Source organism: Streptomyces xinghaiensis S187, from assembly GCF_000220705.2.
In the GTDB taxonomy this organism is placed as follows: Bacteria; Actinomycetota; Actinomycetes; order Streptomycetales; family Streptomycetaceae; genus Streptomyces; species Streptomyces xinghaiensis.
In genome coordinates this window covers 2,473,204-2,495,034 of the sequence record NZ_CP023202.1, presented here as the reverse complement: position 1 = coordinate 2,495,034, position 21,831 = coordinate 2,473,204, and the positions used below count along the sequence as shown (strand labels likewise).

Annotated in this window: 18 protein-coding genes; 12 read left to right on the top strand and 6 right to left on the bottom strand. The window is 70.8% G+C overall.

The window, feature by feature from the left end; genetic code table 11:
• Positions 1–33: 33 nt before the first annotated feature.
• Both SXIN_RS10475 and SXIN_RS10470 read right to left on the bottom strand, forming a co-directional pair.
• Positions 34–906, bottom strand: coding sequence for a hypothetical protein (locus tag SXIN_RS10475; protein ID WP_420341045.1), 873 nt, complete (start codon positions 904–906; stop codon positions 34–36).
• Between the two features lie 121 nt (positions 907–1,027).
• Positions 1,028–1,318 (bottom strand): hypothetical protein, encoded by a 291-nt coding sequence (locus SXIN_RS10470; protein WP_019706640.1) that lies wholly within the window; start codon positions 1,316–1,318, stop codon positions 1,028–1,030.
• Between the two features lie 946 nt (positions 1,319–2,264).
• Between SXIN_RS10470 and SXIN_RS10465 the strand changes: the two genes are divergently transcribed.
• The 7 genes from SXIN_RS10465 to SXIN_RS10435 all read left to right on the top strand — a co-directional run bounded on the left by SXIN_RS10465 (position 2,265) and on the right by SXIN_RS10435 (position 12,612).
• A complete protein-coding gene (locus SXIN_RS10465; RefSeq protein WP_192883577.1) occupies positions 2,265–4,139 on the top strand; it encodes an ABC transporter family substrate-binding protein in 1,875 nt (624 codons plus the stop codon).
• A gap of 156 nt (positions 4,140–4,295) precedes the next feature.
• Complete coding sequence (typA, locus tag SXIN_RS10460; RefSeq protein WP_019710222.1) at positions 4,296–6,167, top strand: translational GTPase TypA; 1,872 nt, start codon at positions 4,296–4,298, stop codon at positions 6,165–6,167.
• Positions 6,168–6,710: 543 nt separating this feature from the next.
• On the top strand, positions 6,711–8,327 hold the full coding sequence (locus SXIN_RS10455; RefSeq protein WP_039822508.1) for a peptide ABC transporter substrate-binding protein: 1,617 nt from the start codon (positions 6,711–6,713) through the stop codon (positions 8,325–8,327).
• Positions 8,328–8,462: 135 nt separating this feature from the next.
• Positions 8,463–9,392: an ABC transporter permease gene (locus SXIN_RS10450; protein ID WP_019710220.1), complete on the top strand. Its 930-nt coding sequence runs from the start codon at positions 8,463–8,465 to the stop codon at positions 9,390–9,392.
• Positions 9,385–10,356, top strand: coding sequence for an ABC transporter permease (locus SXIN_RS10445; protein WP_019710219.1), 972 nt, complete (start codon positions 9,385–9,387; stop codon positions 10,354–10,356). Before SXIN_RS10450 ends, SXIN_RS10445 begins: the two co-directional genes overlap by 8 nt.
• 11 nt (positions 10,357–10,367) lie before the next feature.
• Complete coding sequence (locus tag SXIN_RS10440; protein ID WP_019710218.1) at positions 10,368–11,423, top strand: ABC transporter ATP-binding protein; 1,056 nt, start codon at positions 10,368–10,370, stop codon at positions 11,421–11,423.
• Complete coding sequence (locus SXIN_RS10435) at positions 11,416–12,612, top strand: ABC transporter ATP-binding protein (protein ID WP_019710217.1); 1,197 nt, start codon at positions 11,416–11,418, stop codon at positions 12,610–12,612. Before SXIN_RS10440 ends, SXIN_RS10435 begins: the two co-directional genes overlap by 8 nt.
• A gap of 93 nt (positions 12,613–12,705) precedes the next feature.
• Here the strand turns inward: SXIN_RS10435 and SXIN_RS10430 are convergent, their stop codons facing one another.
• Together SXIN_RS10430 and SXIN_RS10425 are read right to left on the bottom strand one after the other, a co-directional pair.
• On the bottom strand, positions 12,706–13,077 hold the full coding sequence (locus tag SXIN_RS10430; protein WP_019710216.1) for a PIN domain-containing protein: 372 nt from the start codon (positions 13,075–13,077) through the stop codon (positions 12,706–12,708).
• On the bottom strand, positions 13,074–13,337 hold the full coding sequence (locus SXIN_RS10425) for a hypothetical protein (RefSeq protein ID WP_019710215.1): 264 nt from the start codon (positions 13,335–13,337) through the stop codon (positions 13,074–13,076). The genes SXIN_RS10430 and SXIN_RS10425 overlap by 4 nt, the downstream gene beginning before the upstream one ends.
• Before the next feature lie 179 nt (positions 13,338–13,516).
• Here SXIN_RS10425 and SXIN_RS10420 point away from each other — a divergent pair, with 179 nt between their 5' ends.
• From SXIN_RS10420 to SXIN_RS10400, 5 genes are all read left to right on the top strand, one after another.
• The gene (locus SXIN_RS10420; RefSeq protein WP_019710214.1) at positions 13,517–15,151 is read left to right on the top strand and encodes a peptide ABC transporter substrate-binding protein; all 1,635 of its coding nucleotides are present in this window, start codon (positions 13,517–13,519) and stop codon (positions 15,149–15,151) included.
• 124 nt (positions 15,152–15,275) lie between these two features.
• The gene (locus SXIN_RS10415) at positions 15,276–16,199 is read left to right on the top strand and encodes an ABC transporter permease (protein ID WP_019710213.1); all 924 of its coding nucleotides are present in this window, start codon (positions 15,276–15,278) and stop codon (positions 16,197–16,199) included.
• Positions 16,192–17,169, top strand: coding sequence for an ABC transporter permease (locus SXIN_RS10410; RefSeq protein WP_019710212.1), 978 nt, complete (start codon positions 16,192–16,194; stop codon positions 17,167–17,169). Before SXIN_RS10415 ends, SXIN_RS10410 begins: the two co-directional genes overlap by 8 nt.
• A gap of 12 nt (positions 17,170–17,181) precedes the next feature.
• Positions 17,182–18,267: an ABC transporter ATP-binding protein gene (locus tag SXIN_RS10405; protein WP_019710211.1), complete on the top strand. Its 1,086-nt coding sequence runs from the start codon at positions 17,182–17,184 to the stop codon at positions 18,265–18,267.
• On the top strand, positions 18,251–19,426 hold the full coding sequence (locus SXIN_RS10400; protein ID WP_019710210.1) for an ABC transporter ATP-binding protein: 1,176 nt from the start codon (positions 18,251–18,253) through the stop codon (positions 19,424–19,426). The genes SXIN_RS10405 and SXIN_RS10400 overlap by 17 nt, the downstream gene beginning before the upstream one ends.
• Before the next feature lie 82 nt (positions 19,427–19,508).
• Here SXIN_RS10400 and SXIN_RS10395 read toward each other — a convergent pair whose 3' ends face one another.
• Both SXIN_RS10395 and SXIN_RS10390 read right to left on the bottom strand, forming a co-directional pair.
• A complete protein-coding gene (locus SXIN_RS10395; protein ID WP_019706249.1) occupies positions 19,509–20,684 on the bottom strand; it encodes an ABC transporter ATP-binding protein in 1,176 nt (391 codons plus the stop codon).
• Complete coding sequence (locus SXIN_RS10390) at positions 20,681–21,823, bottom strand: ABC transporter ATP-binding protein (RefSeq protein WP_095756904.1); 1,143 nt, start codon at positions 21,821–21,823, stop codon at positions 20,681–20,683. The genes SXIN_RS10395 and SXIN_RS10390 overlap by 4 nt, the downstream gene beginning before the upstream one ends.
• Positions 21,824–21,831 lie beyond the last annotated feature (8 nt).

The following is a 21,831-nucleotide window of genomic DNA, read 5'->3' as shown; positions in this document are numbered from 1 at the left end:
TGTCTGGCACCCCCTGGACGCCCGGCTCTCCGCTCAGAACAGCCTCGGGTCGTCGAACACGCCGGTGGCCAGCAGATAGACGTAGAGATCGGCGAGGGCGACGCTGATCAGCGAGGCCCAGGCCAGTTCCATGTGGCGGGCGTTGAGCCGGCTCACCCATCCCCAGAGGCGGTAGCGCACCGGATGGCGCGAGAAGTGCTTGAGCCGGCCGCCGATGATGTGCCGGCAGGAGTGGCAGGAGACGGTGTAGAGCCAGATCAGGGCGATGTTGACCAGCATGATCACGGTACCGAGGCCCATGTGGCCCCAGGCGTAGTCCTCGTCGCGGAAGGCGAGCACCGTGTCGTAGGTCAGGATCAGGGCCACCGGCAGCGCCGCGTAGAAGAAGTAGCGGTGGATGTTCTGCAGGATCAGCGGGAAGCGGGTCTCGCCGCGGTAGGCGGTGTGCGGCTCGGCGACCGCGCAGGCCGGGGGCGAGGCCCAGAAGCCCCGGTAGTAGGCCTTGCGGTAGTAGTAGCAGGTCAGCCGGAAGCCGAGCGGGAACACCAGGATGATCAGCGCCGGGGAGAGACCCCACCAGTCCCCGAAGAGCGGCCAGTTGGGTCCCGCCTTCATCGGCTCGCAGTTCTCCGCCAGGCAGGGCGAGTAGAACGGCGAGACGTACGGGGCGGCGTAGTAGTCGGCGTTGGCGAACGCCCGCCAGGTGGAGTAGACGACGAAGGCGAGCAGCCCGGCCGCGGTGGCGGCGGGCGACAGCCACCACCGGTCGGTACGGAGATGGGCGGCGCCGATGGCGGCGCGTGCCGGGGAGTTCACGCCCCGGCGCACGCCGCCGGAGGCTGTGCCGCCGGGGCCGGTGCGGCCGCCGGGCTCGCCGGCGGTCGTGGAGTCGGTGCCAGTGGCCAAGAGGTGCTCCGGTTCGGGACGGATGGGGCGGCGGGCCCGCGTGCTCCGCGGGGCCCGCGCATTCCTTGTGTTCCTCGGGTTCTCCGGGCGGTCCGGTGATTCCGGGCGGCCGGGCCCCGCGTCAGGGCGCCTGCCCGTGGCGGGCCCCGAGTCCTTCGTCCTCGGCGTCGGCCCACAGCGCCGTGTTGTACGGAGCGTCCGGGATCACGATCACGTCCTGCCGGGGCTCCGCCGGCAGTGCGTCCGGCGCGGCGTCTCTGAGCAGCGCGAGGCTCTCGCGCAGGTGCTCGGTGTCCGAGCGCACCCGGCGGATGTCGGGACCTCCGCCGACCTGGCGTTCCAGGCGGCCGACGGTGCGGCCCAGCTCGTCGAGACAGCGCTGCGCGGCTCGCAGATCGTCGTGCAGGGACATAACTCGCCCTCACCTCCGCGGTGTTGCGGTGTGCGACACCCGGAGAGTGTCGCGCGTCACAAGCGCGCTTGTGAAGACGGCGGCAGCGAATAGCACTCCGTTCACCCGTGACGCATGCCGTCCCCGAACCCCCGTCCGCCCGCCCGGCGCGTGTACGGAACGGAGCCGGCGCCGCCCCGCTCGCGCGACGCCGAGCCGGGACGGAACGACGGCGGAAGCCCCCACCGACCCGAGAAGCCCGGGTTACGAGCGCGGGGACATACCGCTACGGAGCAACGGGCGACCGGGCATGACCAGGCGCCTCTCGCCACGGAGCAACGGGTGGCCGTGGGAGGGCAGCACCCGCGCGCAGCGCGGGCGAACGGCGCCGCACCCGGATGGGAACCGGAACCCCGCCGGAGGCGAACCCGCGCAGCGCGGGCGAAGGGCGCCGCACCCGGACGAGAACCGGAACCCCGCCGGAGGCGAACCCGCGCAGCGCGGGCGAAGGGCGCCGCACCCGGACGAGAACCGGAACCCCGCCGGAGGCGAACCCGCGCAGCGCGGGCGAAGGGCGCCGCACCCGGACGAGAACCGGAACCCCGCCGGAGGCGAACCCGCGCAGCGCGGGCGAACGGCGCCGCACCCGGACGAGAACCGGAACCCCGCCGGAGGCGAACCCGCGCCGGCAGGCGAGCACCACTCGCACGGGTGACATCCCCGGCCCCCCGGCCGTATCCACCGTGCCCGGGCCCCGGGCCTCCCCTTCAGTGATGAGGAGACACGCGCGCGAGCCCGGAGGTACACCATGTCCAGCACCGGCGCAGCCGACCCGAGCCCCGGCGCAGCCGACCCGAGCACCGGCGCAGCCGACCCGAGCACCGCCGCAGACCCGGGCCCCGGCGCAGCCGGCCGCCGGGCCCCGGCACGACCCGACCGGTCCCCGGCACCGCCTGCCCGGGCGCGGGTGCGCGCACCCGCGCCCACCGCGCTGCTGCTGACCGCCGCCCTCCTGGCCGGTCTGGCCGGCCTCACCGCCTGCGGGGGCGGCGACGACGGGTCCGCCGCCCCCACCGCCCCGCCGGACATCGCCGCCACCCCCCGCGACCAGGTCCGCGAGGGCGGCACCGTCCGGTGGGCCGTCGACTCGGCGCCGGCCACGCTCAACGCCTTCCAGGCCGACTCCGACGCCACCACCGACCGCATCGCCGCGGCCGTCCTCCCCGCGCTCTTCACCCTCGACCGCGCGGGCCGCCCGCAGCGCAACCCGGACTATCTCCGCTCGGCGGAGGTCGTCCGGCACGAGCCCGCGCAGGTGGTCGTCTACCGGCTGAACCCGGAAGCCGTCTGGAGCGACGGCCGCCCCCTGGGCGTGGCGGACTTCCGGGCCCAGTGGCAGGCCCTCAACGGCCGCGACCGTGCCTTCTGGACGGCGCGCAACGCCGGCTACGACCGCGTCGCCCGGGTCGAGCCGGGCCGGGACGCCCACGAGATCCGGGTGACCTTCGGCACCCCGTACGCGGACTGGCGTTCCCTCTTCACCCCGCTGTACCCCAGATCGGCGACGGGCGGGGCCGACGCCTTCAACGACGTCACGCGCCGGACCCTCAAGGCCACCGCGGGCCCGTTCACCCTCCGCACCCGTGATGCCCGGAAGCGCACCGTCACGCTGGTCCGCGACCCCCGGTGGTGGGGCGACCGGGCCAGGCTCGACCGGCTCGTCCTGACCGCCGTGCCCCGCGAGCGCCGGGTGGCGGCGCTGGCCGGCGGGAAGCTCGACATCGCCGGGATCGGCCGGCCGGAGGTGGAGGACATCCGCACCTCCGTGAAGCGCCGCGACGCGAGCGCGGCCGCGCTGCGCCGGATCGACGTCCGCCGTTCCCTGGCCCCCGCCTATACGCAGCTCGCGCTGAACGGCGCGGAGGGCCCGCTGGCAGACGAGCGTGTGCGCCGCGCCGTGGCCCGCGCCATCGACCGCTCCGCGCTCGCCGAGTCGGTGCTGAAACCGCTGGAACTCCCGGCCGCTCCGCCCGGCAGCCATCTGCGCCTGGCGGGCCAGCCGGGGTACGAGGACAACAGCTCGGCCCTCGGCGGGCAGGACCCCGCGGCGGCGCAGGCGATGCTCGCGGACGCCGGCTGGCGGACGATCGAGGCGGGGGCCGGGCACAAGGACGCCGGGAACGAGGACGCCCGGAACGAGGACGAGGGGAAGCGGGACAACGGCCCCGGCGGCGACGGCACCGACGAGGAGACCGGGGAGAGAGCGGCGGAGAAGGCCGGGGAGCGGGCCCTGCCCGGCAACGCCCATGTGCTCCACAAGGACGGCGTCCCGCTCACGCTGGAGTTCGTCCTGCCGGAGGAGCGGGGCACCGGGCAGCTCCGCGCCGTCGCGGAACGGATCACGCAGATGCTCACCGCGGTCGGGATCCGCGCGGAGATCGAGGAGGTGGCGGGGGAGAAGTTCTTCCGGGAGCACGTCGCCTCCGGGGACTTCGACCTCGCCCTCTACTCCTGGCCGGCGACGGCCTTCCCGGCGACCGACGCCCGCCCGGTGTTCGCCAAGCCGCGGCCGGCGCCGGACGGCTCGCTGACCGTCGAGCAGAACTACACCGGGGTCGGCACCGACCGCATCGACCAGCTCTTCGAGCAGGCGGCCGCGGAGCTGGACGAGTCGGTCGCCCGGGAGCTGATGAGCCGGGCCGACGCCCGGATCTGGGCAGCGGCCGGCGCCATCCCGCTCTACCAGCGGCCCGAGCTGGTGGCCGTACGGCCCGGGGTGGTCAACGCCGGGGCCTTCGGCTTCGCGACCCCGCGGTACCAGGACGTGGGTTTCCGCCGCTGAGCCGTTCCTCCGCCCCGCACCCCGCCGGGCGGCCGATGAGCTCCGGGTGCGCGGAGGCCCGTACGATGGAGTAAGGCCGAGGCATGTTCCAGCCCGGCGGGCGCGCGTGCCGGACCGTACGCGCCGCCATCCACGATTCCGGGAGTGCCCCGCAGTATGCCCACGCGCCACGACATCCGTAACGTAGCCATCGTCGCCCACGTCGACCACGGCAAGACGACCCTCGTCGACGCCATGCTCAAGCAGGCCGGCGCCTTCGCCGCGCACGCCGCCGAGAACCTCGACGAGCGCATGATGGACTCGAACGACCTCGAGCGCGAGAAGGGCATCACCATTCTCGCCAAGAACACCGCGGTCAAGTACCACCCGTCCACCGGTGGCGGGCCCGTCACCATCAACATCATCGACACCCCCGGCCACGCCGACTTCGGCGGCGAGGTGGAGCGCGGTCTGTCGATGGTCGACGCCGTGGTGCTGCTGGTGGACGCCTCCGAGGGCCCGCTGCCGCAGACCCGGTTCGTGCTGCGCAAGGCGTTGCAGGCCAAGCTGCCGGTGATCCTCTGCATCAACAAGACGGACCGCCCGGACGCCCGGATCGCCGAGGTCGTCGACGAGACGTACGACCTCTTCCTCGACCTCGACGCGACCGAGGAGCAGATCGAGTTCCCGATCGTCTACGCCTGCGCCCGTGACGGCATCGCCTCGCTGACCAAGCCGGAGGACGGCACCGTCCCGGCCGACAGCAAGAACCTGGAGCCGTTCTTCACCACGCTCCTCGGCACCGTCCCGGCCCCGGAGTACGACGACAGCGCCCCGCTCCAGGCCCATGTCACCAACCTGGACGCCGACAACTTCCTCGGCCGGATCGCGCTGCTCCGCGTCGAGCAGGGCGAGCTGAAGAAGGGCCAGACCGTCGCGTGGATCAAGCGCGACGGCTCCGTCTCGAACGTCCGCATCACCGAGCTGATGATGACGGAGGCGCTGACCCGCAAGCCGGCCGAGAAGGCGGGCCCGGGCGACATCTGCGCGGTCGCGGGCATCCCGGACATCATGATCGGCGAGACGCTGGCCGACCCGGAGAACCCGGTCGCCCTGCCGCTGATCACGGTGGACGAGCCGGCCATCTCGATGACGATCGGCACCAACACCTCCCCGCTGGTCGGCAAGGGCGGCAAGGGACACAAGGTCACCGCCCGGCTGGTCAAGGACCGGCTGGAGCGCGAGCTGATCGGCAACGTCAGCCTCCGGGTACTGCCCACCGAGCGTCCCGACGCCTGGGAGGTGCAGGGCCGCGGCGAGCTGGCGCTGGCCATCCTCGTCGAGACGATGCGCCGGGAGGGCTTCGAACTCACCGTCGGCAAGCCCGAGGTGGTCACCAAGGAGATCGACGGCAAGCTCCACGAGCCGATCGAGCGGATGACCATCGACTCCCCCGAGGAGCACCTGGGCGCCATCACCCAGCTCATGGCCGCGCGCAAGGGCCGCATGGAGACGATGACCAACCACGGGTCCGGCTGGATCCGGATGGAGTGGATCGTCCCCAGCCGCGGCCTGATCGGGTTCCGGACGGAGTTCCTGACCCAGACCCGCGGCACGGGCATCGCGCACTCGATCTTCGAGGGCCACGAGCCCTGGTTCGGCGAGCTGCGCACCCGGAACAACGGCTCCCTGGTCGCCGACCGGTCCGGAGTCGTGACCGCCTTCGCGATGACGAACCTCCAGGAGCGCGGTGTGCTCTTCGTCTCACCGGGCACCGAGGTCTACGAGGGCATGATCGTCGGCGAGAACTCCCGTGCGGACGACATGGACGTCAACATCACCAAGGAGAAGAAGCTCACCAACATGCGCTCCTCCACGGCGGATGTGACCGAGTCCCTGGTCCCGCCGCGGCTGCTCTCGCTGGAGCAGTCCCTGGAGTTCTGCCGCGACGACGAGTGCATCGAGGTGACCCCGGAGACGGTGCGCATCCGCAAGGTCGTCCTGGACCAGAAGGAGCGCGCCCGCGCGGTCTCCCGCGCCAAGCGCTGAGGTCTCCGCGGCCGTACCGCCGCGGTCCTTCCGGCCCTTCCGGGGGCGTCCTGCGGGGCGCCCCCGGCGGCGTTCCCCCGGGGGGCCCGGCCGGATGGCTCGTTCTCGCCGGTTTCCGGCGAGCTACGCGCGGGTAACTGTCGCCCGGCGGACCCGCCGGAAAGGCCCCCTGAGCAGGGCTCTCACCGGGCCTTGATGATCTCCGTTGTCAATCTGATTTCGGTGGGACGACGTTCGACTATCGGTCCCTGTGATCCGGAACGTGAGTTAACAGTCCGTTTCGTGCCTGTCTGTATGGGCTTAGTTTGCCCGGATTTCGGCCATCCGGCCTGGTTGATGTGACCAAACCGAGATCCCTGACGTGTGGTTTCAAGGGTCCCGGGTGACCGATAGTGGGGTCCATCGAGCTCGGGTCAATGGGTCACGCGCTGTGGGGAGCGCGCCGACTCACGAGCACAGGTGCCGGCTGCGGCTGTCAGGGGTGTCAGCCCGCGACCGGCGCCCTTCCATGTACTGACGATGGACTCCTGAGGAGGCACACCCATGCGCGGTGCCAGAAGTGCCAAGTTCGCTGCGGGTGCGATAGCCGTAACGATGGCCGTGACGGCGTGCGGCGGCGACAGCGGCGACGACGGCAAGAAGTCGAGCTCCGGCAAGCCCGAGGGCTACGTCTCGATCGAGGTCGGCGAGCCGCAGAACGCGCCGATCCCCTCGGACACGAACGAGAGCAACGGCAGCTACATCGTCAAGGCGCTCTTCACCCAGCTCCTCGAGCACGACAACGAGGGCAAGCCGGTCTACCTGAACGCCGAGTCCATCGAGACCGAGGACTCGAAGACCTGGACGGTCAAGCTGAAGGACGGCTGGACCTTCCACAACGGCGAGAAGGTCACCGCCCAGTCCTACGTGGACACCTGGAACTGGGCCGCCCACATCAAGAACAACCAGAAGAACAGCTTCTGGTTCGCCGACATCAAGGGCTACGCGGACGTCCACCCGGAGAAGGGTGACGCCAAGGCCGACACGATGTCCGGTCTGAAGGTCGTCGACGACCTCACCTTCACCATCGAGCTCGCCGAGGCCGTCCCGTACTTCGAGTACAAGCTGGGCTACACGACCTGGGCCCCGCTGCCCAAGTCGGCCATGGAGGACCCGAAGGCGTTCGCCAAGAACCCGGTGGGCAACGGGCCGTACAAGTTCGAGAAGTGGAACCACAAGAAGCTGTTCCAGGTCGCCGCCTACGACAAGTACAAGGGCGACGACAAGGCGGCCAACAAGGGCATCCAGTTCAAGAACTACTCGACCCCCGAGGCCGCGTACCAGGAGCTCATCTCGGGCAACCTCGACGTGGTGCGCCAGATCGCGTCTCGCGACCTGCCCAAGTACAAGAGCGACCTGGGCGACCGGGCGATCGAGGAGCCCTTCGCCGGCGTCCAGAGCATCGTCCCGGCCTTCTACAGCAAGCCGTTCAAGGACGTCGACCCCAAGGTCATCCAGGGTCTGTCCATGGCGATCGACCGCGAGACCATCGCCAAGACCGTGCTGAACGGCACCCGCGACGCGGCCACCAGCTTCACCCCGCCGCAGGTCATGGGCAACCAGGACCTCGACTCGCCGGCCTTCAAGTTCGACCCGAAGCGGGCCAAGGAACTGGTCGAGGAAGGCGGCGGCGTCCCGGGCAACAAGGTCTGGATTCAGTTCAACGCCGACGGCGGCCACAAGGACTGGATCACCGCGGTCTGCGAGAACATCCGCCAGAACACCGGTGTGGAGTGCATCCCGGACTCCAAGCCGGACTTCCAGACGGACCTCGACCTGCGTGACGCCAACAAGGTCAAGGGCATGTACCGCGGTGGCTGGGTGGCCGACTACCCGGTGAACGTCAACTTCATGCGGGAGCTCTACCACACCAAGGCCGAGGCCAACAGCGGTCGCTTCTCCAACAAGGAGATCGACAAGCTGATGGAGAAGGGCGACAACGCCGAGAGCCTGGAGGAGTCGGTCAAGATCTACCAGGAGGTCGAGCTCAAGCTGGCCGAGGAGATGCCCGCCATCCCGGTGTTCAACTACAAGATCAACGCCGGCTACGGCAAGGACGTCGAGAACGTCACGACCGACTGGCACGGCGACATCGTGGTCAACGAAGTCACCGTCAAGTAGTACGCGCGCGGCTCGTTCCGCATCAAGCCGTTCCCCGGCGGCGCCGCGATCCGGCACCGTCGGGGCAGGCACCCCGGGGGCCGTTCCCGCAGTGGAGCGGCCCCTTGGGGCCGTCCGTATCTCAATGGAGGCAACATGGGGCGCTATGTCGTGCGGCGACTGCTCCAGGCGATACCGGTTTTCCTCGGGTCAACCCTGCTGATCTTCCTCATGATGTACAGCCTGCCCGGCGATCCCGTGCGGGCCCTCTGGGGCGAGCAGTCCGTCGACCCGGCACAGATCGCGGCGTTGAAGAAGGACCTCGGCCTTGATCTGCCTCTGTGGCAGCAGTATCTGAACTACATCGGAGGGCTGTTCCAGGGTGACTTCGGCACCCAGATCGCCAGCCAGCGACCGGTGTCCGAGGTCATCGCCGACGCGCTCCCGATCACCATCCGGCTGACCCTGTTCGCCTTCACCTTTACGGTCCTCGTCGGCATCTCGCTCGGTATCGTGGCCGGGCTCTGGGCGGACCGGCTGCTGGACCGCGGCATGCTGATCTTCACCCTGCTGCTGATCTCCGTCCCCTCCTTCGTCCTGGGCTACACCGCGCAGTTCTGGCTTGCCTTCAAGTTTCAGCTGCTGACGCCCACGGTGCAGGACTCGGAGGCCCTCGGCGATCTGCTGATGCCGGCGATCGTGCTCGGTTCGCTCTCCCTGGCCTACGTGGTCCGGCTGACCCGCACCTCCGTCGTGGAGAACCTACGGTCCGACTACATCCGCACCGCCATCGCCAAGGGTTTGCCGCGCCGCAGAGTTATCGGAGTGCATCTGATGCGCAACTCCCTGATCCCAGTGGTCACCTTCCTCGGTACCGACCTCGGCGCGCTGCTCGGTGGAGCGGTCATCACGGAGGGCATCTTCAACGTCCAGGGTGTCGGTAACCTCGTCTACGAGGCACTGCTCCGCCGTGAGGGATCGACGGTGGTGGGTGTCGTCACCCTGCTCGTCATCCTCTACCTCACCATCAGCCTGATCGTCGACCTGCTTTACGCGGTCCTGGACCCGAGGATCCGTTATGTCTGACGTCACTCAAGCCACCGTCCCTGCGCCGGCGACCCCGGCGGACCTGGACAAGACTGCCGACACCCCCGGCACGGGCAACGGTGAGGGCGGTCCGGTCGGCAAGCCGCGGAGTCTGTGGTCCGACGCCTGGCACGACTTGCGGCGCAACCCGCTCTTCGTGATCTCTGCCGTGCTGATTGTCCTGCTGCTGGTGATGGCCGCCTGGCCGACCCTTTTCACCAGCGCATCACCGCGACGTGGTGACCTGGCGAACCACTTCCTCCAGGCGCCCCAGCTGACACACTTCTTCTCACCCGAGTGGCTCGGCTACGACCACCAGGGACGCAGCATTTACGCGCGGGTGGTCCACGGCGCTCGCGCCTCCGTAACCGTCGGTATCGCCGTGACGCTGCTGGTCACCCTCTTCGGCGGCCTGCTCGGTATGATCGCCGGATACTTCGGCGGCTGGATCGACAGCATCCTCTCCCGGATCCTCGACGTGTTCGCCGGACTGCCGTTCCTGCTCGGCGCGATGGTCGTGCTCAACGTCTTCGACGTCCGCACCGTCTGGATCGTCTCGCTGGCTCTGGCCTTCCTCGGCTGGACCCAGATCGCCCGTGTCACCCGCGGCTCGGTGATCACGACCAAACAGTCGGACTACGTCCAGGCCGCGAAAGCTCTTGGAGCCGGAACTGGCAGGATTCTGCTGCGGCACGTGCTACCCAACGCCGTCGCTCCGGTCATCGTCGTCGCCACCATTGCGCTCGGCGGCTACATCGCGGCCGAGGCCAGTCTGTCCTTCCTGGGCATCGGCATTTCGCCGCCCACGGTCTCATGGGGCATGGACGTCTCCGATGGGGCCGTCCAGCTACGTAATGCGCCGCACGCTCTGCTGGCCCCGGCCGTCATGGTGTCGGTCACGGTGCTGGCGTTCATCATGCTCGGCGATGCGGTCCGCAACGCCCTCGACCCCAAGCTGCGCTGAGGGAGGCGTACGTGACCACCATCGAGAAGACCTCAGCCGAGCCCAAGCCCCCGGGCGGGGCGGACGCCGCCCCGCTGCTCGAAGTCCGCGATCTGCACGTGGAGTTCCACACCCGCGACGGCGTGGCCAAGGCCGTCAACGGCGTCAACTACTCCGTGGCCGCCGGTGAGACCCTCGCCGTGCTCGGCGAGTCCGGCTCCGGCAAGTCCGTGACCGCGCAGGCGGTCATGGGCATCCTCGACATGCCGCCCGGACGCATCCCCAAGGGCGAGATCCTCTTCCGCGGCCAGGACATGCTCAAGATGTCCGCCGAGGAACGCCGGAAGATCCGCGGCGCCAAGATGGCGATGATCTTCCAGGACGCGCTGTCCTCGCTCAACCCGGTCTTCTCCGTCGGCTTCCAGCTGGGCGAGATGTACCGCGTCCACCAGGGCCTGTCCCGGAAGGCCGCCAAGGCCAAGGCCGTGGAGCTGATGGAGCGGGTGAAGATCCCCGCCGCCCGGCAGCGGGTGAACGACTATCCGCACCAGTTCTCCGGCGGTATGCGGCAGCGCATCATGATCGCGATGGCGCTGGCCCTGGAGCCGGACCTGATCATCGCGGACGAGCCGACGACGGCGCTGGACGTGACCGTCCAGGCCCAGGTGATGGACCTGCTCGCCGAGCTCCAGCGCGAGTTCCACATGGGCCTCATCCTGATCACGCACGACCTGGGCGTGGTCGCGGACGTCGCCGACAAGATCGCCGTGATGTACGCGGGCCGGATCGTGGAGACCGCCCCCGTCCACGAGCTCTACAAGCGGCCCGCGCACCCGTACACCCGTGGCCTGCTCGACTCCATCCCGCGGCTGGACCAGAAGGGCCAGGAGCTCTACGCGATCAAGGGCCTGCCGCCCAACCTGACCCGCATCCCGCCGGGCTGCGCCTTCAACCCGCGCTGCCCCAGGGCGCAGGACGTCTGCCGCACCGACATCCCGCCGCTGTACCAGGTCACCGAGCGGGACGGTACGGAACTCGACGGCCGCGTCAGCGCTTGCCACTTCTGGGAGGAGACGATCCATGGCTGAGATCAGCAAAAAGGACGAGGCCGGGAACGTTTCCGAGGTCGCGAAGAACGACGCGAAGACGGAGGCCGCGGCCCGGGCCGAGAAGACCGCGGCCGACATCGACGCGGCCCGGGCGGCCGACGAGGCGGCGGAGGCCGTGGCGGCCATCGAGGCGCCGGTCGAGCGCGGCGAGCCGATCCTGCAGGTGCGCAACCTGGTCAAGCACTTCCCGCTGACCCAGGGCATCCTCCTCAAGCGGAAGATCGGCGCGGTCAAGGCCGTCGACGGCATCTCCTTCGATCTGCACCAGGGCGAGACCCTGGGCATCGTGGGCGAGTCCGGCTGCGGCAAGTCCACCGTGGCCAAGCTGCTGATGACGCTGGAGCACGCCACCGCCGGCGAGGTCTTCTACAAGGGCCAGGACATCACCAAGCTGTCCGGGCGGGCCCTGAAGGCCGTCCGCCGCAACATCCAGATGGTGTTCCAGGACCCGTACACCTCGCTCAACCCGCGGATGACGGTGGGCGACATCATCGGTGAGCCCTTCGAGATCCACCCCGAGGTCGCCCCCAAGGGCGACCGGCGGCGCCGGGTGCAGGACCTGCTGGACGTCGTCGGGCTCAACCCCGAGTACATCAACCGCTATCCGCACCAGTTCTCCGGCGGACAGCGGCAGCGCATCGGCATCGCCCGCGGCCTCGCCCTCAACCCCGAGGTCATCATCTGCGACGAGCCGGTCTCGGCGCTGGACGTCTCCGTCCAGGCGCAGGTGATCAACCTGATGGAGAAGCTGCAGGACGAGTTCAACCTCTCCTACATCTTCATCGCGCACGACCTCTCCATCGTCCGCCACATCTCCGACCGGGTCGGGGTCATGTACCTCGGCAAGATGGCCGAGATCGGCACCGACGAGGAGATCTACGACCACCCGACGCACCCCTACACCCAGGCGCTGCTCTCCGCCGTCCCCGTCCCGGACCCGGAGCTGCGCGAGGGCCGTGAGCGGATCCTGCTGACCGGCGACGTCCCGTCCCCGGCGAACCCGCCGTCCGGCTGCCGCTTCCGCACCCGCTGCTGGAAGGCCCAGGACAAGTGCGCCGAGGAGGAGCCGCTGCTGGCGGTCCCGGAGCACTTCCGGGGCTCCGACGGCCCGGTGGCCCACGAGTCGGCCTGCCACTTCGCGGAGGAGAAGGACGTCGTCCACGCGTAACGCCCGCCGCTCCCCGCCCCGCGCCCGACGCGAGGCGGGACGGACCCGGCCCCGGCCCCGGACATCAACCCGGGGCCGGGGCCGTTCACATGGTCACGGCTTGCCGATGTCCACCACCCACACGCCGGTTCCGTCGTACGCCTCCGGGGCGCCGCTCAGCACCTGGCCGCCCGCCGGGTCGGAGACGGCGGCGTAGACGGCGTGGGCGTGGCGCCAGTCCAGCCCGGCGCCGGCGGCCTGCTCCACGGCGGCGGTCGCGGCGAAGTCGAGGGGGAGGAACTCCAGGCCCGGGAGGGCTCCCAGGTGGGCGGCGGCGCCCGGGAGTTCGAGACTGGCCGCGACCAGGCACAGGGCGGGCACCTGGGCCCGCTGGGCGGGGTCACCGGCCTCCACGACCGCCAGGCCGGAGAGGAAGCGGTGCCCGCGGCAGAGCGCGAGCACCGCCGTGTGGTCAAGGATGATCACCTGCGGCTCCCGAGGCGGCCGGCCGCGATGTCGGCACGCCACTGCTGGGCCCGGCGCACGTCGTCCTCGGTGAGGTCCGGGCAGAGGTTCGCACGGATGTAGGCCAGGCCCCGGGCGGTGCGCTCGGCGCGCTCCGCCTCGGTGGGCGTCTCCGTGGCCATCCGCTCCACCAGGCTGCGCACACTGGTGCCGCGCTCCTCGGCCAGTATGCGCAGGCGGTCGCGGACGTCATCGGTGATCTTGATGGTGGTGTCAGCCATACGGCGAGAATACCGTTGAATACCGGCCGGGTGCACCCAGAGGTCCCCCGGACGCCCGCTCCCGCAGGCGGGTGACTCCCCGGCCGCCGCCCGCGCGGATGGCTCAGGCCGGGGTGCGGGGGCGGGCGGGCCGGGTTCGGATGGGATCGGGCGTCCGTTCCCGACCGAGGAGGCACCTCATGCGCCGATCCCTGCACGCCAGATGGGCCGCCTGCGCGATCGCCGTCGCACTGGCGGCGACCGCCTGCGGCGGGGACGACGACGGCGGCGGGAGCGGGGGAGGGGACGGGAACGGCGTACTCAGCTCCTCCTGGGGCGACCCGCAGAACCCGCTGGAGCCGGCGAACACCAACGAGGTCCAGGGCGGCAAGGTCCTCGACATGATCTTCCGGGGGCTCAAGCGGTACGACCCGGAGACCGGCGAGGCCAAGGACATGCTCGCCGAGAGCATCACCACCGACGACTCGCAGAACTTCACCGTCAAGATCAAGGACGGCTGGACGTTCAGCAACGGCGAGAAGGTCACGGCCAAATCGTTCGTGGACGCCTGGAACTACGGCGCCGACGTCCGCAACGCGCAGAAGAACGCCTACTTCTTCGAGTACATCGAGGGGTACGACGCGGTCCACCCGGAGGAGGGCGATCCGACGGCCGAGACGCTCTCCGGACTGAAGGTCGAGGACGACCGCACCTTCACCGTCGAGCTCAGCCAGAAGTTCTCCACCTGGCCCGACACCCTCGGCTACAACGCCTTCGCCCCGCTGCCCCGGGCCTTCTTCGAGGACCACGACGCCTGGGTGAGGAAGCCCGTCGGCAACGGCCCCTACCAGGTCGAGTCGTACACCAAGGGCTCCGCGATGAAGCTGCGGAAGTGGGAGGACTACCCCGGCCCGGACGAGGCGCAGAACGGCGGCGTCGACCTCAAGGTCTACACCGACAACAACGCCGCCTACACCGACCTCCTCGCCGGCAACCTCGACCTCGCCGACGACATCCCCGCCGCCCAGCTGAAGAACGTCGAGAACGACCTCGGCGACCGCTACATCAACCAGCCGGCCGGGATCATCCAGACCCTCGCCTTCCCTTTCTACGAGGAGGCGTGGGGGGAGGGGAAGGAGCAGCTGCGCAAGGGCATTTCCCGGGCCATCAACCGCGAGCAGATCACCGAGCAGATCTTCAGCAACACCCGCACCCCCGCCAGTGACTGGACCTCGCCCGTCCTCGGTGAGGAGGGCGGCTACGAGAAGGGTCTGTGCGGCCAGGCCTGCGAGTACGACCCGGACGAGGCGAAGAAGATGATCGAGGACGCCGGCGGCCTCCCCGGCGGGAAGATCACCCTCACCTCCAATGTCGACACCGGCTCCCACCGCGAATGGCTCGACGCCGTCTGCAACAGCATCAACAACGCCCTCGGCCGGGACAGCGCCTGCACCGTCAACCCGGTCGGCACCTTCGCGGACTACCGCAACCAGATCGGCGACCAGCGCATGACGGGCCCCTTCCGGGCCGGCTGGCAGATGGACTACCCGCTGATCCAGAACTTCCTCCAGCCGCTCTACTACACCAACGCCTCGTCCAACGACGGCAAGTGGAGCAACGAGAAGTTCGACAGCCTCATCGACGAGGCCAACGCCGAGAGCGACACCCAGAAGGCCATCGAGACCTTCCAGGACGCCGAGAGGGTGCTCGTCGAGGAGATGCCCGCCATCCCGCTCTGGTACCAGAACGGCAGCGCCGGTTACTCCGACCGGCTCTCGGACGTGAAGCTCAACCCCTTCAGCGTCCCCGTCTACGACCAGATCACGGTCGCCTGACGGTCCCGTACCGCCCGGGCCGGCCCCGTACCCCCGGACCGGAGGACGGAGCGGGTGCCGGGGCCCCCGCCGGGCCCCGGCACCGGCGTCCGCGGCGGCGAACCACGACCCCCGGAGCACTCCCATGGGACGCTATGTGATCCGGCGGCTGCTCCAGATGATCCCCGTGTTCATCGGCAGCACCTTCCTGATCTTCGTCATGGTGTACGCGCTCGGCGACCCCGTCGCGGCGCTCTTCGGCGACCGCGCGCCCGACCCCGCCACCGCCGCGCGCATCCGCGCGGAGCTCTACCTCGACCAGCCGCTGTGGAAGCAGTACCTGCACTACATGGGCCAGATCTTCCGCGGCGACTTCGGCACGGCCTTCAACGGCCAGCCGGTGCTGGAACTGATGTCCACCGCCTTCCCGGTGACTCTGCGGCTGACGCTGGTGGCGGTGGTCATCGAGGTGATCATCGGCATCGTCCTCGGGGTGGTCAGCGGGCTGCGGCGCGGCCGGTCCGTGGACACCGGCCTGCTCTTCCTCACCCTGATCGTCATCTCCGTCCCCACCTTCGTCACCGGCTATCTGCTCCAGTTCCTCTTCGGCGTGAAGTGGGGGCTCGTCCGGCCGTCCGTCTCCACCGACGCGACCTTCGAGGAACTGCTGCTGCCCGGTGTGGTGCTCGCGCTGGTCTCGCTGGCCTACGTCACCCGGCTCACCCGCACGTCGATCGCGGAGAACGTCCGCGGCGACTACGTCCGCACCGCGATCGCCAAGGGCCTGCCGCGCCGCCGGGTCATCGTCCGGCACCTGCTGCGGAACTCGCTGATCCCGGTGGTCACCTTCATCGGCACGGACATCGGCGCCCTCATGGGCGGGGCCATCGTCACCGAGCGGATCTTCAACATCCACGGCGTCGGCTTCCAGCTCTACCAGGGCATCCTGCGCAACAACTCCCCCACGGTCGTCGGTTTCGTGACGATCCTGGTCATCGTCTTCCTGCTGGCGAACCTCATCGTCGACCTGCTGTACGCCGTACTCGACCCGAGGATCCGCTATGCCTGACGGCAACGACCCCAAGCAGGCCGTCGCCCCCACCGGAGCCGGGGGCTCCGCCGACCTGGCCATGGGCGAGGCCGAGACGCTGGAGCGCCCTCCCGGGCGCGGCCCCGACGGCGGCGACACCGGCAAGCCGCGCAGCCTCTGGTCCGACGCCTGGCGGGAGCTGCGCCGCAACCCCGTCTTCATCGTCTCCGCGCTGCTGATCCTCTTCCTGGTGGTGATCTCGCTCTGGCCGCAGCTGATCGTCTCCACCAACCCGCTCTCCTGCGACCTGGGCAAGTCCCAGCAGGGCCGCGAGCCCGGCCACCCGTTCGGCTACGACACCCAGGGCTGCGACGTCTACGCCCGCACCGTGCACGGCGCCCGCGCCTCCGTCACCGTCGGCGTCTGCGCCACCCTCGGTGTGGCGCTGCTCGGCGGGCTCATCGGCGGGCTGGCCGGCTTCTTCGGCGGCTGGGCGGACGCGCTGCTCTCCCGGGCCGCGGACATCTTCTTCGGCATCCCGGTGATCCTCGGCGGGCTGGTCTTCCTCTCCGTGGTCACCAGTACGACGGTGTGGCCGGTGGTCGGCTTCATCGTGCTGCTGGGCTGGCCGCAGATCGCCCGTATCGCCCGCGGCGCGGTGATCACCGCCAAGGAGAACGACTACGTCCAGGCCGCCCGGGCGCTCGGCGCGAGCAACCGCCGGATGCTGCTGCGCCATGTCGCGCCCAACGCCGTCGCCCCGGTGATCGTGGTGGCCACCATCGCGCTCGGCACCTACATCGCGCTGGAGGCCACGCTGTCGTTCCTCGGGGTCGGGCTGCGCCCGCCGACCGTCTCCTGGGGCATCGACATCTCCAACGCCGCCTCCCAGATCCGCAACGCCCCGCACATGCTGCTCTGGCCGGCCGGCGCCCTGAGCGTCACGGTGCTGGCGTTCATCATGCTCGGCGACGCGGTGCGCGACGCCCTCGACCCCAAACTGCGCTGAGGAGCCGCCATCATGCCCGCGACCGCGACGCCGACCGCAGACGGAGAACAGCCCGCCCGGGGACGGAGCGGCGCGCCGGAGGGGGAGGGCCCGCTGCTGGACGTCCGCGACCTGCGGGTGGAGTTCCGCACCCGGGACGGCGTCGTCAAGGCCGTCAACGGCGTGACCTACGACGTGGACGCGGGGGAGACGCTCGCCGTGCTGGGCGAGTCCGGCTCCGGCAAGTCCGTGACCGCGCAGGCGGTCATGGGCATCCTGGACTCCCCGCCGGGGCGGATCACCGGCGGGGAGATCCTCTTCCGGGGCCGCGACCTGCTGCGGACGGGCCGCGAGGAGCGCCGCGCGATCCGGGGCGCCGAGATGGCGATGATCTTCCAGGACGCGCTGTCCTCGCTCAACCCGGTGCTCTCGGTGGGCTACCAGCTCGGTGAGATGTTCCAGGTGCACCGGGGCGACTCGCGGAAGACGGCCCGGGCCAAGGCCGTCGAGCTGATGGACCGGGTGCGCATCCCGGCGGCGAAGCAGCGGGTGAACGACTATCCGCACCAGTTCTCCGGCGGGATGCGGCAGCGCATCATGATCGCGATGGCGCTGGCCCTGGAGCCGGACCTGATCATCGCGGACGAGCCGACGACGGCGCTGGACGTGACCGTCCAGGCCCAGGTGATGGATCTGCTCGCCGAGCTCCAGCGCGAGTACCGGATGGGTTTGATCCTGATCACCCACGACCTGGGCGTGGTGGCGGACGTCGCCGACAAGATCGCGGTGATGTACGCGGGACGGATCGTGGAGACCGCGCCCGTGCACGAGCTGTACCGGCGGCCCGCGCACCCGTACACCCAGGGCCTGCTCGACTCCATCCCCCGGCTCGACCGCAAGGGGCAGCGGCTCTACGCCGTCCGCGGCCTGCCGCCCAACCTCACGCGCATCCCGCCCGGCTGCGAGTTCCATCCGCGCTGCCCCCGGGCGCGGCACGTCTGCGTCACCGACCGGCCGCCCCTCTACACCGTCGCGGAGAACGACGGCACCCCGCTGCCCGGCCGCGCCAGCGCCTGCCACTTCTGGAAGGACGAACTCAACGATGCACCAGCACATTGAGGTGGGGCCGCCGCGCGAGCCGGAGCCGGAGCAGTCGCCCCGGCCGCCGCGGCCCGAGCCGATCCTCGAAGTGCGCGATCTGCAGAAGCTGTACCCGCTGACCCGCGGCATCGTCTTCCGCCGGCAGACCGGCGCGGTACGGGCCGTGGACACCGTCTCGTTCGACCTCGCGCGCGGCGAGACGCTGGGCATCGTGGGGGAGTCCGGCTGCGGCAAGTCGACGGTGGCGAAGCTGCTGGTCCATCTGGAGCGGCCGACCTCCGGCACCATCCGCTACAAGGGCGAGGACGTCACCAAGCTGTCCGGGCGGGCGCTGAAGGCGGTGCGGCGGAACATCCAGATGGTGTTCCAGGACCCGTACACCTCGCTCAACCCGCGGATGACGGTGGGCGACATCATCGGTGAGCCGTTCGACATCCATCCCGAGGTCGCCCCCAAGCGGGACCGGCGGCGCCGGGTGCAGGACCTGCTGGACGTCGTCGGGCTCAACCCCGAGTACATCAACCGCTATCCGCACCAGTTCTCCGGCGGCCAGCGGCAGCGCATCGGCATCGCCCGCGGCCTCGCCCTCAACCCGGAGATCATCGTGGCCGACGAGCCGGTGTCGGCGCTGGACGTCTCCGTCCAGGCGCAGGTGATCAACCTGATGGAGAAGCTGCAGGACGAGTTCGACCTCTCCTACATCTTCATCGCGCACGACCTGTCGGTGGTGCGGCACATCTCCGACCGGGTCGGGGTGATGTACCTCGGCCGGTTCGCCGAGACCGGCACCGACGAGGAGATCTACGAGCACCCCACCCACCCCTACACCCAGGCGCTGCTCTCCGCCGTCCCCGTCCCGGACCCGGCGGCACGCGAGCAGCGCGAGCGGATCCTGCTCTACGGGGACGTGCCCTCCCCGGCCGACCCCCCGTCCGGCTGCCGCTTCCGCACCCGCTGCTGGAAGGCCCGGGAGAAGTGCGCCCGGGAGGTGCCGGCGCTGGCCGTGCCGGAGGAGTTCCGCGGCCGGTCCGGGCCGGCCGCCCACCCCTCGGCCTGCCACTTCGCGGAGACCCTGCCGCTGGCCCGGCCGGCGCCGCAGCACGTACGGCAGGGCGGGCCCAGCGATCCGTACGGTTCGGGGGAGACCCCGGAGCCGGGCGGCGGGCGCGACGGGTGACGGGGCGGGCGCGAAGGGGCCGGAAGAGCGGAGGGGCGGCCGAGGGGCGGACGGCGTGCGGGGCGGACGGCGGCGCGGCCGGTCAGACCGGCTTCCCGGGCCCGGGCCCCCGCTCCTCGATCGCGGCCAGCGCCGGGTCCAGGACGACGTCCTCGGTGCGGGCCGAGGTGGACGGCTCCTCCGGGAAGTGGCAGGCCGTCAGATGCCCCTCGCGGTTGCCGTCGAGCCGGGCCAGCGGCGGCACCTCCGTCGCGCACTTCTCCCGCGCCTTCCAGCAGCGGGTGCGGAACCGGCAGCCCGAGGGCGGATCGACCGGGGAGGGCACGTCGCCCGCGAGCCGGATGCGCTCGCGGCGCTCCTCCCCGCCGGCCCCGTGCCCGGCCTCCCCGGCGCCGTACGTCCCGATCTCCGGCACCGCCGACAGCAGCGCGTGCGTGTACGGGTGCCGGGGCCTGCGGTAGATCGACTCTCGGTCGCCGGTCTCCACGATCCTCCCCAGGTACATCACGGCGACCCGCTGCGAGAAGTGCCGCACCACGGCGAGGTCGTGGGCGATGAAGAGGAAGGCGATGCCCAGCTCCCGCCGGAGGTCCTGGAGCAGATTGACCACCTGCGCCTGGATGGAGACGTCCAGCGCCGAGACCGGCTCGTCGGCCACGATCAGCCTGGGCTCCAGGCCGAGGGCGCGGGCCACCCCGATGCGCTGCCGCTGCCCCCCGGAGAACTCGTGCGGGAAGCGGTTGTAGTGCTCGGGGTTGAGGCCGACGGTCTCCAGCAGCTCCCGCACCCGCCGCTCCCGGCCGCCGGGCGGATCGATGCCGTTGATCTCCATCGGGCCGCCGACGATGGTGCCGACGGTCTGCCGGGGGTTGAGCGAGGAGTACGGGTCCTGGAAGATCATCTGGATCTCGGAGCGGACCGGGGCCAGCTGCCGGCGGTTCGCGTGGGTGATGTCCCGGCCGCGGTAGGTGATCCGCCCCGCCGTCGGCTCCAGCAGCCGGGTGAGCAGCCGGCCGGTGGTGGACTTGCCGCAGCCGGACTCCCCGACGAGGCCGAAGCTCTCGCCCGCCCGGACGGTCAGATCGACCCCGTCCACGGCCCGCACGGCGCCGACCTGCCGCCGGAACGGAAAGCCGCCCAGGACGGGGAAGTGCTTGACCAGGCCCTCGGCGGTGAGCAGCGGCTCCCCGGCCGCCGGTCCGCCTCCCGCGGGCTCCCCCGTGGCACGCGCCGCGTGCGGTGTGCGGTCGTCCTTCATCGGCCGGTCGCCCCCCGGTCCTGTCCGGGCACCCCGGGTGCCCCGGTCTCCGCGTCCCGCTCCTCCCGGGGCGGCAGGCCCCCGGCCGCCCACAGCTCCCGCTTCCGCTCCGCCGTCAGGTGACAGGCGGCGCCCCGCCCCTCGGGCAGCTCCGGCCGCTCCCGGGCACAGCGCTCCGGCCCGCCCCGCACCTCGGGCGGGAAGGCGCAGCGCGGATGGAACGGGCAGCCGGCGGGCGGGGCCAGCAGGCTCGGCGGGGTGCCCGGGATCGGGTGCAGGGCCGCGTCCGGGTCGGACACGAGACTCGGCATCGAGCGGAGCAGGCCCCAGGTGTACGGGTGCCGCGGCGCGCCCAGCACCTCCCGGACCGGGCCCCGCTCCACGGCCCGTCCCGCGTACATGACCAGGATGTCGTCGGCGGTGTTGGCGACGACGCCCAGGTCATGGGTGATGAGGATGATCGCGGAGCCGAACTCCTGCTGGAGCTCCCCGAGCAGGTCCAGGATCTGGGCCTGCACGGTGACGTCGAGCGCGGTGGTCGGTTCGTCCGCGATCAGCAGGTCCGGGTCGCAGACCAGCGCCATGGCGATCATCGCCCGCTGCCGCATCCCGCCGGAGAACTGGTGCGGGTAGTCGTCGGCCCGCAGCCGGGGACGGGGGATGCCGACCTTCTCCAGCATCTCCACCGCCCGCTCCCGGGCCTCCCGCTTCGAGGCACCGGTGTGCTTGCGGTAGGGCTCGGCGATCTGCCGGCCGATGGTGTAGTACGGCGAGAGCGCGGTGAGCGGATCCTGGAAGATCATCGCCATCTTGTTGCCGCGGAGCTTCTCCAGCGTCCGCTCGGGCGCCCCGGTCAGCTCCCGCCCGTCGAGCAGGATCTCCCCGGTGATGGTGGTGGTGCGCGGGTCGTGCAGCCCCAGGACGGCGAGGCTGGTGACGGACTTGCCCGAGCCGGACTCGCCGACGATGCCGAGGGTCCTGCCCCGTTCCAGGGCGAAGGACAGCCCGTCCACGGCCCGGACGGTGCCGTCCTCGGTGGAGAAGCGCACATGGAGGTCGCGTACGGAGAGGAAGGGCCCGGAGCCGGTGCCCGGGCCGGCGGGGGCGGGCCCGGCCGCTTCCTTGCTGACGGTGGTCACAGGGGGTC

Coding starts and splice junctions, on each gene's coding strand:
- SXIN_RS10470 (WP_019706640.1), bottom strand. CDS start 1,318: ATGTCCCTGCACGACGATCTGCGAGCCGCGCAGCGCTGTCTCGACGAG.
- typA (WP_019710222.1), top strand. CDS start 4,296: ATGCCCACGCGCCACGACATCCGTAACGTAGCCATCGTCGCCCACGTC.
- SXIN_RS10455 (WP_039822508.1), top strand. CDS start 6,711: ATGCGCGGTGCCAGAAGTGCCAAGTTCGCTGCGGGTGCGATAGCCGTA.
- SXIN_RS10450 (WP_019710220.1), top strand. CDS start 8,463: ATGGGGCGCTATGTCGTGCGGCGACTGCTCCAGGCGATACCGGTTTTC.
- SXIN_RS10445 (WP_019710219.1), top strand. CDS start 9,385: ATGTCTGACGTCACTCAAGCCACCGTCCCTGCGCCGGCGACCCCGGCG.
- SXIN_RS10435 (WP_019710217.1), top strand. CDS start 11,416: ATGGCTGAGATCAGCAAAAAGGACGAGGCCGGGAACGTTTCCGAGGTC.
- SXIN_RS10425 (WP_019710215.1), bottom strand. CDS start 13,337: ATGGCTGACACCACCATCAAGATCACCGATGACGTCCGCGACCGCCTG.
- SXIN_RS10420 (WP_019710214.1), top strand. CDS start 13,517: ATGCGCCGATCCCTGCACGCCAGATGGGCCGCCTGCGCGATCGCCGTC.
- SXIN_RS10415 (WP_019710213.1), top strand. CDS start 15,276: ATGGGACGCTATGTGATCCGGCGGCTGCTCCAGATGATCCCCGTGTTC.
- SXIN_RS10410 (WP_019710212.1), top strand. CDS start 16,192: ATGCCTGACGGCAACGACCCCAAGCAGGCCGTCGCCCCCACCGGAGCC.
- SXIN_RS10405 (WP_019710211.1), top strand. CDS start 17,182: ATGCCCGCGACCGCGACGCCGACCGCAGACGGAGAACAGCCCGCCCGG.
- SXIN_RS10400 (WP_019710210.1), top strand. CDS start 18,251: ATGCACCAGCACATTGAGGTGGGGCCGCCGCGCGAGCCGGAGCCGGAG.
- SXIN_RS10395 (WP_019706249.1), bottom strand. CDS start 20,684: ATGAAGGACGACCGCACACCGCACGCGGCGCGTGCCACGGGGGAGCCC.